This is a genomic window from Vibrio owensii CAIM 1854 = LMG 25443 (genome assembly GCF_000817815.1).
Taxonomy (GTDB): Bacteria; Pseudomonadota; Gammaproteobacteria; order Enterobacterales; family Vibrionaceae; genus Vibrio; species Vibrio owensii.
The window spans coordinates 1-16,801 of record NZ_JPRD01000046.1 but is presented as its reverse complement, the minus strand read 5'-3'; the positions used below and the strand labels follow the sequence as shown (position 1 = coordinate 16,801).

The 16,801-nt window shown below is 45.3% G+C and carries 12 protein-coding genes and 1 riboswitch; of the genes, 5 read left to right on the top strand and 7 right to left on the bottom strand.

Annotated features, from left to right (window positions below):
* Positions 1 to 65 precede the first annotated feature (65 nt).
* From pflA to H735_RS21730, 4 genes are all read right to left on the bottom strand, one after another.
* Complete coding sequence (gene pflA / locus H735_RS21745; RefSeq protein ID WP_005437470.1) at positions 66 to 806, bottom strand: pyruvate formate lyase 1-activating protein; 741 nt, start codon at positions 804 to 806, stop codon at positions 66 to 68.
* 145 nt (positions 807 to 951) lie between these two features.
* Positions 952 to 1,929, bottom strand: coding sequence for a lipid A deacylase LpxR family protein (locus tag H735_RS21740; RefSeq protein WP_005437468.1), 978 nt, complete (start codon positions 1,927 to 1,929; stop codon positions 952 to 954).
* A gap of 152 nt (positions 1,930 to 2,081) precedes the next feature.
* Positions 2,082 to 4,358, bottom strand: a complete 2,277-nt coding sequence (gene pflB / locus H735_RS21735) for a formate C-acetyltransferase (protein ID WP_009707116.1) — start codon at positions 4,356 to 4,358, stop codon at positions 2,082 to 2,084.
* Positions 4,359 to 4,664: 306 nt separating this feature from the next.
* Positions 4,665 to 6,212, bottom strand: coding sequence for a DUF3360 family protein (locus tag H735_RS21730; protein ID WP_005437465.1), 1,548 nt, complete (start codon positions 6,210 to 6,212; stop codon positions 4,665 to 4,667).
* A 457-nt stretch (positions 6,213 to 6,669) separates the two neighbouring features.
* On the opposite strand from H735_RS21730, the gene H735_RS21725 reads away from it, so the two are divergent.
* From H735_RS21725 to H735_RS21705, 5 genes are all read left to right on the top strand, one after another.
* Positions 6,670 to 8,124 (top strand): hypothetical protein, encoded by a 1,455-nt coding sequence (locus H735_RS21725; protein ID WP_020195023.1) that lies wholly within the window; start codon positions 6,670 to 6,672, stop codon positions 8,122 to 8,124.
* A gap of 233 nt (positions 8,125 to 8,357) precedes the next feature.
* Positions 8,358 to 9,128 (top strand): ABC transporter ATP-binding protein, encoded by a 771-nt coding sequence (locus H735_RS21720; RefSeq protein ID WP_005446708.1) that lies wholly within the window; start codon positions 8,358 to 8,360, stop codon positions 9,126 to 9,128.
* 80 nt (positions 9,129 to 9,208) lie between these two features.
* Complete coding sequence (locus H735_RS21715; protein WP_009707114.1) at positions 9,209 to 9,979, top strand: ABC transporter substrate-binding protein; 771 nt, start codon at positions 9,209 to 9,211, stop codon at positions 9,977 to 9,979.
* A gap of 81 nt (positions 9,980 to 10,060) precedes the next feature.
* On the top strand, positions 10,061 to 10,801 hold the full coding sequence (locus H735_RS21710) for an ABC transporter permease (protein ID WP_005437461.1): 741 nt from the start codon (positions 10,061 to 10,063) through the stop codon (positions 10,799 to 10,801).
* Positions 10,802 to 10,804: 3 nt separating this feature from the next.
* A complete protein-coding gene (locus H735_RS21705) occupies positions 10,805 to 11,482 on the top strand; it encodes an ABC transporter permease (protein ID WP_005437460.1) in 678 nt (225 codons plus the stop codon).
* Between the two features lie 81 nt (positions 11,483 to 11,563).
* On the opposite strand, the gene H735_RS21700 is transcribed toward H735_RS21705, so the two are convergent.
* From H735_RS21700 to H735_RS21690, 3 genes are all read right to left on the bottom strand, one after another.
* Positions 11,564 to 14,416: a calcium-binding protein gene (locus tag H735_RS21700; RefSeq protein WP_020195022.1), complete on the bottom strand. Its 2,853-nt coding sequence runs from the start codon at positions 14,414 to 14,416 to the stop codon at positions 11,564 to 11,566.
* 30 nt (positions 14,417 to 14,446) lie between these two features.
* Positions 14,447 to 14,528: riboswitch (cyclic di-GMP riboswitch) on the bottom strand.
* A gap of 59 nt (positions 14,529 to 14,587) precedes the next feature.
* The gene (locus H735_RS21695; protein ID WP_020195021.1) at positions 14,588 to 15,931 is read right to left on the bottom strand and encodes an HlyD family type I secretion periplasmic adaptor subunit; all 1,344 of its coding nucleotides are present in this window, start codon (positions 15,929 to 15,931) and stop codon (positions 14,588 to 14,590) included.
* Positions 15,924 to 16,801: ATP-binding cassette domain-containing protein (locus H735_RS21690; protein ID WP_042980405.1), on the bottom strand; the 878-nt coding region annotated here is incomplete at its 5' end. The genes H735_RS21695 and H735_RS21690, both read right to left, overlap by 8 nt.

The window sequence follows — 16,801 nt, the reverse complement described above, 5'->3', positions numbered from 1 at the left end:
TGTGTAGACAAAAAAATACCAGCGATCTGCTGGTATCTTCAAAATATTCAATAGCCTAGCGAGGCTTAGTATTTCACATTTGAATGGTATTGAGAAAGGATCGATTGGATTTCGTCCATGGTCTCTTTTGACGGAGGGTTAACGCCATCAAGCGGGTACTCAAGACCCAGCGCTTCCCATTTGTGTGCACCAAGTTTGTGGTAAGGAAGAAGCTCCACCTTCTCAATGTTGTCCATATCTTTGATGAACTCACCAAGCATGTGTGCAGCCTCTGGTTCATCAGTGTAACCAGGCACTACCACGTAACGAATCCAAGTCTTTTGACCGATCTTATGTAGGTAACGAGCAAAGTCTAAAACACGACGGTTAGACACACCAATGAAGTCTTGGTGGATTTCGTCTTTCATGTGTTTTAAGTCAAGCATGACTAGGTCAGTCGCATCCAACACTTCATCGATCACGTCAGTGTGTTTACGGATGTAGCCGTTGGTGTCTAGGCAAGTGTGAATGCCTTCCGCTTGAGCAGCGCGGAAGAAGTCACGAACGAACTCAGGTTGAAGCATTGCTTCGCCGCCAGAACACGTTACACCGCCGCCAGATGCATTCATAAAGTGACGGTAAGTTTTTGCTTCTGCAATAATCTCTTCAACCGTAACTTCTTTGCCATCATGCGTGTCCCAAGTATCACGGTTATGGCAATACTTACAACGCATTAGGCAACCTTGCAAGAAGACGATAAAACGGATACCAGGTCCGTCTACGGTACCACATGACTCAAATGAGTGAATACGACCAGTTGTTGACATCTTTTGCTCTCATTTTTTAATAAATTCTGGCCGTTATTTTATTACAAATTGCAGGGTTAAAACAGTCTAAGAGGGCTTTCGTTGGTGAGATAGTGAGCAAAGAAAGCGGCGAATGAAAACTCACACGCCGCATAGGGGCATTTAATTAAAAGAAGGCGAAGAAAGAAAGAGAGCCAGTGCCGTAAACATCGGTTTGAGCCTCTTTATAGTCCGGTGTTTTTACCGTGAAGGTTAAGCTTGCGCCATAATTTTGGTTGTACCAAGTCGCACCAGCAACCGCACTTGCTTGCCAGTTTTGTAGCGTCACATCGTATTGGTCTGATGGCTCAGGAAGACCAGAACGATCGCCTTCGATAGTGATGTCGTTAAAGCGGTAACGGCCCTCGAATCCGGTAAACAAGAACCAACTCGAAGTGCTCTTAGCCAGCATACTCGCGTGGAATGGACTCTCGACGCTGATGTTTGCCGCGCCAATACTGTTTGCTAAGTTGGTACCCCAACGGAACATCACGCCTTGTGAAACGTCACTACGGAAGTTACCTGCGTTGATGTCGTTTACGTTGGTGATTTCCCACTGTGTACTTTCGCCTTCGCTGCGCATCAGTTTGTTGAATGCACGGTAGCCTACGCTGAATGCGATCTCATCATCAATTTGGTAGTCCCAGCCTTGAGGGTCGGTTGAACCCGTAATGCTATGAACCAATTCCTGTGCTTTTTCTGACAGCGAGCTCTCACCAGTCGCACCGATGGTGAAGTTGTAACGTACTGCTTGGTCTGGCGTCAGTGAGATGTAGTTGATTTCGGTATGAAGGTAGCCGGCATAAGGGCGGTCATTAACAAGAGGGTAGTCGGCTTCAATGTCACTAGGTGTGTACATCTTGTGGCCCAGTACCAACTCAATTTTATCTACGTTGCTTTGACCGTTGCCATTTAAGGTAAACCATTTCCACTCAGAGTCTTCACGCAATTTGTCGGTTGCGTAAGAAAGGAAAATACCGTTGGTGTAATCTTGGTCTACGCCGAAGATGCCATCGTTATCTAAAGTGAAAGAGACTGTGGATTTTGTGGTTGCAAGTGCCGCTGGAGACACCAAGGCAAGGACGATTAATTTACTAAGTTTCATATAGGATGTTTGCAAGCTTTTTGCGCATCATACGGAAGATCGAGAACAAAATCTTAGGCAATGTCACAACTTTAGTTCAAGACACAAAAAAAGGCCGACGCTTTACAGCATCGGCCTCTGTTCTATCACTCAAAGTGCTAATTCAATCAGTCTTATAGAGACTCAGTGAATGTACGTGCGATTACGTCAGCTTGTTGCTCTGCAGTTAGAGAGTTGAAGCGTACAGCGTAACCAGATACACGGATTGTTAGCTGAGGGTATTTCTCTGGGTGCTTAACAGCGTCTTCTAGAGTTTCGCGGTTAAGAACGTTCACGTTTAGGTGTTGACCACCTTCAACGCCAGCTTCGTGGTGGAAGTAACCATCCATTAGACCAGCAAGGTTAGCACGTTGTGAACCTTCATCTTTACCTAGAGCGTTAGGTACGATAGAGAACGTGTAAGAGATACCATCTTTAGCGTGAGCAAACGGTAGTTTACCTACAGACGTTAGAGACGCTACAGCACCTTTTTCGTCACGGCCGTGCATTGGGTTAGCACCTGGTGCGAAAGGAGCACCTGCGCGACGACCGTCAGGCGTGTTACCAGTCTTCTTACCGTATACCACGTTTGAAGTGATAGTTAGGATAGACTGAGTTGGGATTGCGTCACGGTAAGTCTTAAGCTGACGAATCTTGTTCATGAATACTTCAACAAGCTCACAAGCGATGTCATCTACGCGAGCATCGTTGTTACCGAATTTAGGGTAGTCGCCTTCGATTTCGAAGTCGATTGCTACGCCATCTTCGTCACGAACTGGTTTAACTTTCGCGAATTTGATTGCAGATAGTGAGTCAGCTGCAACAGATAGACCAGCGATACCACAAGCCATAGTACGACGAACGTCACGGTCATGTAGAGCCATTAGTGCAGCTTCGTAGCTGTACTTGTCGTGCATGAAGTGGATGCTGTTTAGTGCAGTCACGTACTGCTTAGCTAGCCAATCCATGAAGTGGTCTAGTTTGCCCCATACATCGTCGAAGTCTAGAACTTCGTCAGTGATCTTAGGCATTTGAGGACCAACTTGGATCTTCAGTTTCTCATCCACACCGCCGTTGATAACGTATAGAAGAGTCTTAGCTAGGTTAGCGCGAGCGCCGAAGAACTGCATGTGTTTACCAATGATCATTGGAGATACACAACATGCGATTGCGTAGTCATCAGACTCGAAGTCTGGACGCATTAGGTCATCGTTCTCGTACTGGATTGATGAAGTATCGATAGATACTTTCGCACAGAACTTCTTGAAGCCTTCAGGTAGTTGCTCAGACCAAAGAACAGTGATGTTTGGCTCTGGAGAAGGACCCATTGTGTATAGAGAGTTTAGGAAACGGAAGTTTGAACGCGTAACTAGCGTACGACCGTCAAGACCCATACCACCCATAGACTCTGTTGCCCAGATTGGGTCGCCAGAGAATAGGTCATCGTACTCAGGAGTACGTAGGAAACGAACCATACGTAGTTTCATTACGAAGTGGTCGATCATTTCCTGTGCGTCAACTTCAGTGATCTTACCTTCAGCGATATCACGCTCGATGTAGATATCTAGGAAAGTAGAAGTACGACCTAGAGACATAGCTGCGCCGTTTTGAGATTTAACAGCTGCTAGGTAACCGAAGTAAGTCCATTGGATTGCTTCTTGTGCAGTTTCAGCTGGACGAGAGATGTCACAGCCGTATTTCGCAGCCATAACTTTCATTTGGCCAAGTGCACGGTGCTGCTCAGCGATCTCTTCGCGAAGCTGCATAGTCATCTGTAGATCTTCACCGTTCTCAAAACGCTCTTGTAGAGACTTGAATTGAGCTAGCTTGTCTTGCATTAGACGGTCGATACCGTATAGAGCAACACGACGGTAGTCACCAATGATACGACCACGGCCGTAAGCATCTGGAAGACCAGTTAGAACGCCTGATTTACGACATGCTAGGATATCTGGAGTGTAGATATCGAATACGCCAGCGTTGTGCGTTTTACGGTATTCTGTGAAGATTTTCTTAACTTGTGGGTCAAGCTCGCGATCGTAAGCTTTGCAAGAACCTTCAACCATACGGATACCACCGTTAGGGATGATTGCACGCTTAAGAGGAGCTTCAGTTTGTAGACCTACGATAGTTTCTAGGTCTTTTTCGATGTAGCCTGCATCGTGAGCAGTGATGGTAGAGATAACTGAAGTATCGAAATCAACAGGAGCGTGAGTCGCGTTCTCTTGTTTGATACCTTCCATTACCTTAGCCCAAAGCTTGTTAGTCGCTTCAGTACCTTCAGAAACTAGGAAAGATTCGTCGCCTTCGTACGGAGTGTAGTTCTTCTGAATGAAATCACGAACGTTTACTTCGTTTTGCCAGTCGCCTGCAGCAAAACCTTCCCAAGCTTTAGCAAATTGCTCTGCCATGACATACCTACCTTTGTAGTAGAAAAAAATACGTACTGGTTCGCCGTTGAGCCAGCTATCTCCACTTTCAAATGGAGAACAGTACACTCTTAATGAATAACAATATTTATAGTCTTAAATAAGAAAGTTTGGTTCATAAAACTATAAATATTGTCACTGCTAACAATGTGGGTTCTTCCCAACCACAATTCAAGGTTACACTAAAAAAAAATTGCAAACCTTAAACTAAATCAATAAATACTAAAAAAACTCAATAAAAATTGGGTAGCGACAAGCGCTACCCACACAATTTTTGAACGAATGTCATTATAGCCAAGCTTTAATGCCATATTGTCCTTCTAGCATACCTACTGCAAGCATAGCGACTAAACAGATAACAAGTACACCTACAGGGATCACAATCTTGTCTACAAATGATAGGCGAGATGCACGCTCTTTATCACCAATTAGACCGTTGTTGTCTAGAAGCATCGTCAGTGCCCAAGCAAGTACCGGGTTAACAACTGCTGAACCAAAGATACAGATACCTGCTGCTTGAGAATCTTTCGAGTCTTTCACCATTTGCATACCCGCTTCAAGTAGAGGTAGAGATACACCTACAAGAAGAGCAACACGCATTACTGGTGGCCATACCGCGATATCCATTGGGAAACCAAGGATTGCGATGATCATTACTAAAAGACCTAGAAGGATAGCACCACCAGGGATAGGGCGTTTCGCGATCGCTGCTGGGATCATGTAAGTACCCCAAGATGAAGTGATGTTACCACCACCCACCGCTGTACCTACCATCTGACGGATAGAACACATAGTCATTGTGTCATCAACGTCCATTAGTACTTTTTCAGTTTTTCTAGGGTAGTTCAGTTCTTGGAAGATACGGTGGCCAAGGAAATCAGGAGACCACATTGCTACTGCTAGGATTGCAAACGGTAGTGATGCGATGAAGTGTTCCATATTAGGAAGACCTAGCATCCAACCTTCTTCTGTGCTGCCCCACCAGTAAACTGGGTTTAGGTTAGGAAGACCTGTTTCAGTTACGAATTTAATATCGAAACCTGCACCTAGTACAAGCGCGATTGCAAGGCCTGTGAAAGCACATACTGGAATTGCTAGCCAACGCTTGTTCACTTTTGCAAGGAACGCGTATAGCGCGATAGTCACTGCTAGTACGATAAGACCAACGTAACCCATGCTGCCCGCTTCGACAGTAGAAGATTGTAGACCAACCGCCCATTCTTGAATCGAAGTAATTTGGCTCATGGTACCTGTTAAGCCCAAGAAGATAAGCAAGCCACCGGCTGTACCTTCTGAGGTGAGGTTCACCAGTTTGGAGCCGCCTTTCAAGGCACTTAGTAGAAGGCCGAATACACCGATTAGAATTGCCAATGCAAGAGGGTGGGCACCAGCTAGAGCGATGGTACCAATAAGAGGGATCATTGGACCGTGGTTACCTGCAAGGTTGGCTTTAGGGTTAACAAAACCAGAAGCAAGTACACAGAAAAGGAGTGCAGGGATAAGCATTTCTACACGAGCAACTTCGATAGCAAAATCTTTGCCTAAGTTAACGTGGTCCCATGCTGCAGTAAGACCTTCAGCCCAAGACATCATTACCGCAGAGTACATTGCGATAATACCGATAGTACCAGCAAGTGCTGGAACAAGGTCTTCAAGCTCAAAGCGGAAGTCACGACCTGGTAAGTTCAAACCATAGCGACGTGGCTTCATGATTTGTAGTTCGTGGTCTAGGTAGTCTGAACGGCTTGCGAACTCAGATGATGGACGGTGAAGCTCGCGGTAGCTTTTAGTCTCGATATCCGAATCAGAGTGCGCTTTATTCACTGCGTCTGACATAGATTCCTCATATATTTAAAAGTTATGAATTCTAAATTGAATTGTGTTTTTCCGCTTCCTGCGGCACTTCCTATGCTAGCTATTATTAGATTTTGTTGCACGAACAACTCGTGCCTAAGCATAGCTAATAACTTGTTGTGTTGAGGCACAAAAAATTCCTCATCATTGGGGCGGAGTCTAGCAAGATAGCCCTTTGGGGTGATTGATTTAGATCACTTTAAGAATAGATGTGAAAGAAAACTACAGAAAGTGTCTGGCATGCGAACAACATGGTTATTTCGTGTGTAATTCGATTACACAAGTTGCATAAAATTAGACTTTGTTTTGCAGAAATAGTGCTCAATAATATTTATTGATGTCATTCATAGATTGTATAAAAAGCTGGCTTCATTCTTGCTTAGTACGGAGCAGAGACGATTTTTTGGCTAATCATTGCCGCTCAGTTTAGGAAGAAGACATGAAACAGCTTAAAGTACTGCCGCTAGTGGCAATTATTTCGGGATTAATGATCGGTTGTGGCGGCGGCGGTGGCGGCGGCGGTGGTGTACCTCAAACCCCTTTTAACTTCACATTTGTTGCAGGAAAGACGCAGGCACTGGCAAGTAACGGTTCATGTACGATTTATGATCGTTTTGACGTGAATAATGAAGAGCAAGTGTTGAACTACCATCGTCTAGGTGGCGTTCTTGATACTCAACTTACGGCTTACTACTCAGATGCGTCAGGAAACCGTGAAGGTGACTTAGTAACAGCGAACAACGATAAACTGACTATCATTCTACAGTCGATTCCTGATGGCGGCAGCGTGACGGTGCAAGAAGTGAATGGCACTATCATTAACGCAATCACATTCTCAAAAGATTTGTTGGAAGCCGATTCGTCGTTACGAAATGTGTACCTTTCAGCCGATGCTAATGTGAGTAACACTACCTGTTTAACAGGAAACAACGACTCGATCGTCAATAAAACAAACCTCGATTACAAAGCGGCAGAAGACGCCGTAGGTAACCCATATTCAACATTCTACTTTGATTCTCAGCTAGAGACGGTAACGGCAAACGAATCACGCTTTACTAAAGGCGAAGTGCTGCCAGCAGTGAGCACTGAAATAACGATGGTTGCCCAGTACCGAACAGATACTCGTTCTTCTCTATACCAATATGGTTTTGAAGATTGGGCTGATGATCGCATGGTATTTGCTGGAACTGCTTCTACTCCAATGGTGAATGCATCAGGTATTAACTTCTCTACCATCGACATTGATACCATCTACAAAAATTTCGCATACCGATTGGCAGAAGTGCCTAAGACTGGCGCATTTTATCACCCTGATGCTTTAAAAGGCGATGTGTGGACATTCAGTGTTGATGGCACAATCTCAACTCCGGGGTGGGAAGCAGCATACACAGACAAGGTTTCTGACAACTTTAGTATCGTAGTCGATGATGCTTCACTGTTTGCTGTAAATAACACTCAGAACACAAAACCAGGTGTGTCAAATAGCGTTGTTGATCTATCAGATAGTATCGGTCTGGGTAACGAAAACGGACTGCAGCGCGTAAGCTACCAAGAAGGTACAACTGTAGGGTCTACGCCATATGTGGTAAGGCACTCTGTTTACTCACTGATTGAACGTAGTATTGTTGTACCAGATTTGGATTACTCAAGTGTACCTGCTGGTGCTGAAGATGATCTTGTGATCTCTAATAGCTCTCAGATCACACAAAGCTATGTTTTCACTGAAGATGAAGGTGATGTACAAGCAGCAGACTTCTTAACAGCTTTTGCTAACGGTAATGGTACAGACACTAAAGAAGATGTGCTTGGTATTGTTATGAATGAGAAACAAGTTCGTGATATGGCAAACCGAGTTGCACAAACTAAAACTCTGCTTTTAGAGAGAACTAATTAACAGTTTTGTATCTTATTTAGCCCCTCACTTGAGGGGCTTTTTTATGTCAATTATTCAACAATAAAAGAATATAACGCTAAATATTGCATATTCATTTGATTGTTGTGGCTATCTATTCGAATTATTTAGGTTAATAATTTGTTGCAACTTCTCTAGGGTGGTGATAGTTTGTTTCAATTCAAAGAGGGCGGAGTCCCTTATTGCAGTGATTAAAACACAGGGAGTAAGGCGCAATGAATGACGTACCAGCGCTAGATATCAAAGACCTGCACAAAACATTTGGACAGAATGAAGTTCTTAAAGGCATTTCACTTGCCGCTCATAAAGGAGATGTTATCTCCATCATTGGCTCTTCCGGTTCTGGTAAGAGTACCTTCCTAAGATGTATTAACCTTCTTGAAACCCCAACTGCCGGCGAAATTTGGGTAAACGGTGAGCTTATCCAAATGAAAAATAACCGAGCTGGGGAATCCGTTCCTGCCAACGAAAAGCAAGTACAGCGTATTCGCTCTCGTTTAGCCATGGTATTTCAAGGCTTTAACCTTTGGTCACATCTAACCGTTCTAGAAAACGTGATTGAAGCACCAGTTCATGTTCTTGGCGTGCCGAAAGCACAAGCGATTGAAAACGCAGAGCTGCTTTTGAAAAAAGTTGGGCTATATGAGCGCAAAGATTACTACCCAGGGCATCTTTCTGGAGGTCAGCAACAACGTGCCGCTATTGCTCGTGCGCTTGCAGTAGACCCTGAAGTGATGTTGTTCGATGAGCCAACCTCCGCACTGGATCCTGAGCTAGTTGGTGAAGTTTTGGGGGTAATGCGAGACTTGGCAGATGAGGGCCGAACCATGTTGGTTGTGACTCATGAAATGGCTTTTGCGCGTGACGTATCTAACCATGTGATGTTTTTGCATCAAGGCTTAGTGGAAGAACAGGGAGACCCAGCTAAGCTATTTACAAACCCAGATTCGGAACGATTACAGCAATTTATCTCATCAATCTACTAATATTTCTTGGGTGGCAGTCTTTTGCCACCTATTAAGCACAACAATCAAAACCAAATAAAAGCAATCACAGGAGTATGGAAATGAAAAAGTGGTTATTAGCAGCAACGCTTGCTGCGACGGCAGTGTCTGGTATGGCTCAAGCGAAAGAATGGAAAACCGTTCGCTTTGGTATTGAGGGCGCTTACCCTCCGTTTAGCTGGACAGAAACCGATGGCTCAATCAAAGGCTTTGACGTAGATATGGCAAATGCACTTTGTGAAGAGATGCAAGTGAAGTGTCAGATCGTTGCTCAGGATTGGGATGGCATCATTCCTTCCCTACTTGCCCGTAAATACGATGCGATCATCGCGGCAATGTCGATCACTGAAGAACGTAAAAAGAAAGTCGACTTCACTGGTAAGTACGCTCAAATTCCAAACAAATTCATCGCTAAGAAAGGCGCAGGTTTAGATTTTGATAATCTTAAAGATGTGAAAGTTGGTGTTCAACGTGCGACGACGCATGACAAGTACTTGACGGATAACTACGGTGACGATGTCGAAATCGTTCGATACGGTTCATTCGACGAAGCGTATCTAGACCTGGCTAACGGTCGTATCGCTGCTGTATTGGGTGATGCATCTGCCCTTGAAGAAGGCGTACTAAACAAAGCGGGCGGTGAAGCGTATGAGTTTGTTGGTCCTTCTTTAACTGACCCTAAATGGTTTGGTGAAGGTATGGGGATTGCCGTTCGTAAACAAGATAAAGATTTGACGAAGAAGTTAGACGCAGCGATTAACGCGCTACGTGAAAAAGGTGTTTACCAAGAAATCGCGGGTAAATACTTCAACTACGATGTTTACGGCGACTAAGCCGTAGCTAAGCGACCGTTAGCTTGTTCCTAGAAGTCGCTAACGGTCGATTTTTGAGTTTTAGGGATTAGGAACTCACCTATGCTGGATCTACAAGGATATGAAGCCTCGATTTTAAAAGGGGCGCTAGTAACCATCGAAGTCGCCGTACTTTCTCTGATTTTAGCCGTTGTTCTTGGCATGCTTGGCGCCTTGGCAAAGCTTGCTCCTTACAAGTGGGCGAGAGCAATCGCGACGTTATACACCACCATCATTCGCGGTATCCCAGATTTGGTTCTGATGATGTTGATCTTCTTTGGTGGTCAAATTCTATTAAACAACAGCCTTTACTCTATCAATGAGACGCTCAATGAATGGTTTACCTCAAGTAACCCTGATCATGAGTGGACGTCTTACTTGCCAGATTACATTGATGTCAGCCCGTTTATTGCCGGTGTATTGACCATTGGCTTTATCTTTGGCGCTTATATGGCGGAGACATTCCGCGGAGCAATCATGGCGGTAGACAAAGGCGAGTTGGAGGCGGCAAAAGCTTATGGCATGAGCCCCGTAATGTCTTTTCGAAGAATCCTCTTACCACAAATGATTCGTCATGCCTTACCCGGCTTTGGTAACAACTGGTTAGTGTTGCTCAAGACGACGGCTTTAGTTTCCATCATCGGTTTGGAAGACATGGTTCGTATGAGCTCATTAGCAGCAGGTACAACCAAAATGCCGTTCACCTTCTATATGGCTGTCGCGATCATCTTTTTGTTCTTTACCAGCGTTTCGACCGGTTTGCTTAAGCTGGTGGAACGTAAATTCAGTATTCACGCGAGGTAAGCCATGGATTTTTCATTGATAATTGAAAGTTTCCCGGTCTACCTAGATGGATTGTGGACGACAGTATGGTTAGTTGCTTTAGCGCTTGTGATTGGTCTATGTGTATCAATTCCATTAGCTATCGCACGTAACAGCACGAATTACGCGTTAAGTTTGCCGTCATGGGCGTTTATTTACTTTTTCCGCGGGACGCCATTGCTGGTGCAGCTTTATCTCATTTACTACGGTATGGACCAATTCTTCCCAGTGAAAGACACGCTTTGGGAGCATGCTTGGTTCTGTGCCTTGGTGGCTTTCGTTCTTAACACTTCGGCTTACACGGCGGAAATCATTCGTGGTGCGATCAATGGTTTGCCAAAGGGCGAAGTAGAAGCCGCAAAAGCATACGGCATGAGCAAGTTTATGACTTACCGTCGTATCATCTTGCCAAGTGCGCTTCGCAGAGCGTTACCTGCTTATTCGAACGAAGTCATCTTTATGCTTCACGGCAGTGCGGTTGCAGGTATCATCACCATCATGGACCTAACTGGTGCCGCACGATTGGTGAACTCAAGATACTACGCTCCGTTTGAGTCCTTCTTGACGGCAGGCCTGTTCTATATGGCGTTGACATTTATTATTCTTTGGTGCTTTAAAATTGCCGAGAAACGTTTCTTGGCGTATCTAAGACCATTGAGCTAGTACATGCCTATTGTTCGGATACGTAAAGAAAGAGCGCCAATTGGCGCTCTTTTTAGGTAGATGAAGGGCGAGTGAGTTTACCTATACAAATTGGAAATCACCGTCAAAGGCTGCGTCGGTATAAATGACGACTTCTTTACCACCTTTGGTAAAGGTGTAGGCTGTTAATACATCTGAGCCTGATAGGCCTAAGGAATCAATCATGCCTTGGTCTAGCTTGTAATCTGATGACGCCATAAGGTCCGCCACCGTCATAGTAACACCATCATCGGGATCGCCTTGAGTATCGCTTTCTAGGCTCCAACCATTGCTTTCATCGAGCTTGATATCTTCTACACCAAGTGCAAAGAATTCTGATTGGCCATCGTCTTTACTCTTGGTGTTATCGCTCGCTCCACCTTGGTGGTAGGCTTTGCCTAGAGTTAGGGTTACAGAGTCACTATCACTATTGGTACCAATGACAGCTTCAATGCCTTTAATATTGTCTCCGCCTTTAGACATGTCGATATCGATAGGGCCATCTTTATCGTTGGCGACAAGAACGTCGAATCCTTTACCTCCTCGGATTAACGTATCGTCCGCGTCGTAAGCAATAGTATCGTTGCCTTTGCCACCGCGGACTTCGTCAGCACCACTACCACCAATGATCACGTCATCGCCTTTGCCGCCTTTAAGTACGTCGACACCGGCACCGCCATCTAGCCAGTCGTCACCTCGGCCACCTTTCAGTAGTTCCGGTTCTGCAACTGTCGTTACAGTATGCTCAACATCATTAAAGTCGTTATCATTACCTGATAAGTCAGTATTGTCGTTCCATTGGAACAAGGATGTTCCTTCACCGTTCGGAGATACTTGCGCATGGATTGGGAGACCCAATTCAAATGCAGCTTCACCGAGTAATTGCGCATCTAGATCGAATTCTGAAACATCAATAAATCCCTCAGATTCAATGCCGTTATCGGCACCGTCTGGAACAATGAAGAAGCCCAGCTTACAGGCTTCGCCGCCCATCATTTCTTTTGAAATAGAAGTCGATGAGCTTTCGACGTTCTTAACGTCAGACCACAAGATGCCTACATTTACTACATCCCCATTGGAATCTGCAGTATAGAACCCAAGAGAATTGTTGAATCCAGCGTCTGATCCTATGAGTTCGACATCAAAAGTGCCATTAAACTCGCTGATGTCATACATGCCGTTTTCTGGCGTAGGCAAGGTTTCTTGGTTATCACCACCAAGTAGAACATCATCACCGCGTCCACCGTGTAACTTATCTGTACCATCACCAGTTAGACCAACCGCTTCTACCGATGTGACGAAGAAATCACTCGCGTCCTGCCCATTACCTTTGTCAAATTCAGGACCAACAGCAGAAAACTGAATTTCATCAAAAGCTTTGAAGCCCGTGTCTTCAGGTGTTATTTCTAAGTAGCCGCTGTGGTTGTTGCCATCTTTCAAATCAGCAGCCGTGAAGTCTCCTTCAGCGACAAGAATACCTTCTCGGTAAGCTGCCCAATGACCAGTTTCATCAACGCCATCATTACCTTCATCGAGGTAGAGATTCGAAATGCCCACTTTGGCTGCCATCGTATGTTCCTCTAGACATACAGACAGAATCTCTGACCCTATTGTGTCTGGTCCAGCACCGTCACTGTCGATGTACGAGTAGCCGATCTGTGAGTTAACACCGCTTTCCGAGTTGCCTTTTACACCGTATCCGGTTTCACCGTTCGCTGCTCCTTTGGTGACAAGCATGCCCTCTGAACCATCAGGATTGTAAGCTGTCGCGTTATCAAGACCCAAACCGTCACCCTCTGGTGCCTCAGCGGAGTCTAAATCTAACTCAAACTTACCAGACTGCTCATTGAAAGAAAGGGCATCAAAATTGTCACCAATGAGTACGTCTGCGCCTTTGTTACCTCGGATTAAGTCATCACCGGGTTTCGAGCTTTCATCGATATTGTCTCCGTCTCTAGGAGTGCCATCACCAATCAATACATCGTTAGCTTGGTATTGGTGAAGAGCGACATTATCGAGTAGGGAACCAAGAGAATCTTCGTTACCATCGGCCATAAATGAAATGGTATGTTCGCCAGCGCCTAGATCTAGATCTAGATTGACCGTTTCCCAGCCATAGTTGTTGTATGTTCCGACAACTTCGCCATCAATGAGAACCTTCAGACCGTTTGTGTCTGCATTAGAGGTGCGGTTGGTGTGATCAAATGAGAGTTTGAATGTGCCTGCGGTATCAACCGTGAAGGTTTGACTGACGGTTGAGTTGGTTACGGTATTATCGCCATCTTTATGAGAATCAAGCTCTAATACGTTTTCTCTTGCCGTATCTTTGTTAGCTCCATAACCACCATTATTTTGGATTTCGATTAAACCTTCGGTTGCTTCCCATCCACCATAACTAGAGTAGGTTTGCCAGCCGCCATGATCGACAACAGGAGTATCGCCTACGCTATCATCAAAATCACCATTGGCTAGTAAGTTATTGTCATCCGTTTTCGCTCGACGATCACCATAAATAATGTCGTTGTTACCACCGCCTTCGACATAGTCGTTGCCAGAGCCAGCAACAATGATGTCATCGACACACCCCACATGCTCTACGTCTTTATCACGAGCTAAGTCGATGTTGGGATTTACGCCAGCTTCGTCTTTTGCATCAATACTGTGGTTCCATGATTCGATAACATCGTTACCGTCTCCCGACTTAATGGCTTCAGAACCTCGACCACCGGCAATAAAGTCGTCACCACTACCGGTTATGACAACGTCATCATCCTTACCTGCTCTTACCTCATAATTAGTGTCATCATTTCGAATTAGTACATTCGGCTCATCTCTACCACCCTGACTTTCTGTGTTTCCGTCTAGTAGCACTCCAGAGTTACTTGCGTTTGTCTGAGTTACATCTATTTCCGCCATTGTGTCATCCTCATATATCGCGAGATACATAGAGGCAGCTCAGCCATCTCAATGCCATTTGAGATCTGTAGCTTTCCGTCCCCACCTCGCAGTGGGTTTGGCTTTATCATCCTTTTGTTTATCAGTTAATTAGCCAGTAACGTCGAGGGATTATGATTTTTTGAATAAGTCTTACATCTCTCGCATCGCTTTATATGAAGCGACGGCGAGAGGGTTGAGCAAATAGTCCAACGGGGTTTGATCTTCTATTAGGATCATAACCTCAGCGGGCATTCCGGGGTATAAAGAGACCGACTCGCCGAGTTGATTTAACATGTCGGCATCGAGTGACACTCGCGCTAGATAAGCGGACGAACCTGTAGCTTGATCGCTAATGCGGTCAGCAGAAACGTGAATCAGCTTACCCTCAATTGGCGGTGTTTTCCGAAAACTAAAGGCGGTAAGGCGTACTTGTGTTGCCTGTCCGATATGAAGAACTTCGATATCTTCTGGTTTTACAAGTGCTTCCACAATGAGCTCATCTTCTTGGGGTACGATTTCCATTAATGTGTCGCCAGGAGCAATAATCGCATGCTCGCCTACAACATTCAGCCCAACAACGACACCACCTTGGGGAGCTCTGATCTCGACGCGTTCCAAGACATCACTCGCATTCACCATCGCTTCTCGAGTTTCGTTTAGTTTACGTTCAAGCTCTTGAACCTCTTCACCGAGTGTTTTTGCGTAGTTAAAATCTGCGTTTGCGAGCTCCATTTTTGCCTCGGCAACAAAGCCTTTAGCTCGACCTATCTGAGCGCTAAGGTCGGCAATTTGTCCTTCCAATTGCGAATGTTCGCGTTGCAAATCTAAGTACCGAGACTTAGATGTGTTGCCTGATGTCAGAAGTTTTTTGTGCATGGCAACTTGCTCAGAAAGATAACGAATACTCTCTTTTCCTGCTTGGTAGCGTTTTTGTAAACCCACCATATCGAGGCGAGCTTGCTCTATCTTCTCAATTAAAATATTGCTCTCACCAACGCGCAGTGAGCGTCGTTTTTCATATAAAGCTTGTTGTGTGCGAATGATGGATTGAATATCGGCTGAGTCACTTCTAGAGAGCAAACGGCTATCGAATTGAATTTCAGGATGATCGGCAAGTTCCGATTGCAAGCGATTTAAACGCGCTAAATCGCTCTGCCATTGTGCTCTCAGTCGGTTTAGGTTGGCCTGAGCTTGAGTCGCACTTAACGTTATGAGCAAATCATCTTTGGTTACCCAATCACCATCTTTGACGTGCACTTTCTCAATAATCCCGCCTTCTAAGTGTTGGACTGGTTTTCGTTTGGATTCCACAATTACCACGCCAGGGGCAATAGCGGCCGAGCTAAGCGGAGAGAGGCTAGCCCAGGTCATGAACCCGCCTACCATGATAAATAGAACCAGCATCGAGATGAGAACCACGGGTTTGGTAGTGAAAGAGAGCTTACGTCCATCTTCGAATTCAATGCCGGAGCGTTGTAATGTCGTTTTACTCATTCGAAGCCTCCGACTTTGGTTGTGTTCGAGAGCGTTCATCCATCATGGATCGTAAAACTTTGCTTGCTTCCCCCGCTTTGGTGATTTGACCTTGGTTGAGTTCGACTACCCAATCGACATGGCGTAGTAGGTGAGGTTGGTGCGTAATCATGACGACGGATGTGCCTTCTTCGCGGCAAGAAGCCAATAATGAGGTGAGGTATTCTTCTCCCTCTTTGTCCATGTGTGAATTGGGCTCGTCTAAGACCAACAACTTGGGTTTGAAACAAATAGCTCTTGCCAGAGCGAGTTTTTGTGCTTGCCCGCCAGATAGCTGGTGGCCGCCATCTCCGATGATGGTCTCGTAACTATTTGGTAATTGAAGAATGGTTTCATGGACACCAGCGCGCATGGCTGCTCTGATGATCTGCGAGTCGGTTACTTCTACATCGAAGTGAGCGATATTCTCTTTAACGGAGCCTTGTAAGAACTGGATGTTTTGCGGCAGGTAACCGACCGTGTGTTTGAACTGGTCCCGATCCCAGTGGGTAACGTCTAAACCATCAATGCACACTTTGCCCGAGGTTGGTTTATGTATACCAGTAACGAGTTTACATAAGCTGGTTTTTCCTGAACCACTGGCCCCAATGATTGCAACACGATTTCCTGTCTCTAGCCTGAGTTTGAGCTGTTTAAGAACAGGTTCACCTTTGTGGTGTTCTGGCGACCAAGCCACTTGATCAAAACGAAGCTCTCCCGAAACTTCTGGTAACGTGATTCGTTCAGGCTCTGTTTGGCTTTTGTTGACGGCTTGCTTGATGCGGTCGGCTGCTGCTAGTCCTGTTTTCCAGCCTTGAAACCCGGCAGTCAGTTGTTCAATCGGGTGAAGCG

Bases quoted from the DNA above. Each gene is read 5' to 3' on its own strand.
- pflA (WP_005437470.1), bottom strand. From the start codon at position 806: ATGTCAACAACTGGTCGTATTCACTCATTTGAGTCATGTGGTACCGTA.
- H735_RS21740 (WP_005437468.1), bottom strand. From the start codon at position 1,929: ATGAAACTTAGTAAATTAATCGTCCTTGCCTTGGTGTCTCCAGCGGCA.
- pflB (WP_009707116.1), bottom strand. From the start codon at position 4,358: ATGGCAGAGCAATTTGCTAAAGCTTGGGAAGGTTTTGCTGCAGGCGAC.
- H735_RS21730 (WP_005437465.1), bottom strand. From the start codon at position 6,212: ATGTCAGACGCAGTGAATAAAGCGCACTCTGATTCGGATATCGAGACT.
- H735_RS21725 (WP_020195023.1), top strand. From the start codon at position 6,670: ATGAAACAGCTTAAAGTACTGCCGCTAGTGGCAATTATTTCGGGATTA.
- H735_RS21720 (WP_005446708.1), top strand. From the start codon at position 8,358: ATGAATGACGTACCAGCGCTAGATATCAAAGACCTGCACAAAACATTT.
- H735_RS21715 (WP_009707114.1), top strand. From the start codon at position 9,209: ATGAAAAAGTGGTTATTAGCAGCAACGCTTGCTGCGACGGCAGTGTCT.
- H735_RS21710 (WP_005437461.1), top strand. From the start codon at position 10,061: ATGCTGGATCTACAAGGATATGAAGCCTCGATTTTAAAAGGGGCGCTA.
- H735_RS21705 (WP_005437460.1), top strand. From the start codon at position 10,805: ATGGATTTTTCATTGATAATTGAAAGTTTCCCGGTCTACCTAGATGGA.
- H735_RS21700 (WP_020195022.1), bottom strand. From the start codon at position 14,416: ATGGCGGAAATAGATGTAACTCAGACAAACGCAAGTAACTCTGGAGTG.
- H735_RS21695 (WP_020195021.1), bottom strand. From the start codon at position 15,931: ATGAGTAAAACGACATTACAACGCTCCGGCATTGAATTCGAAGATGGA.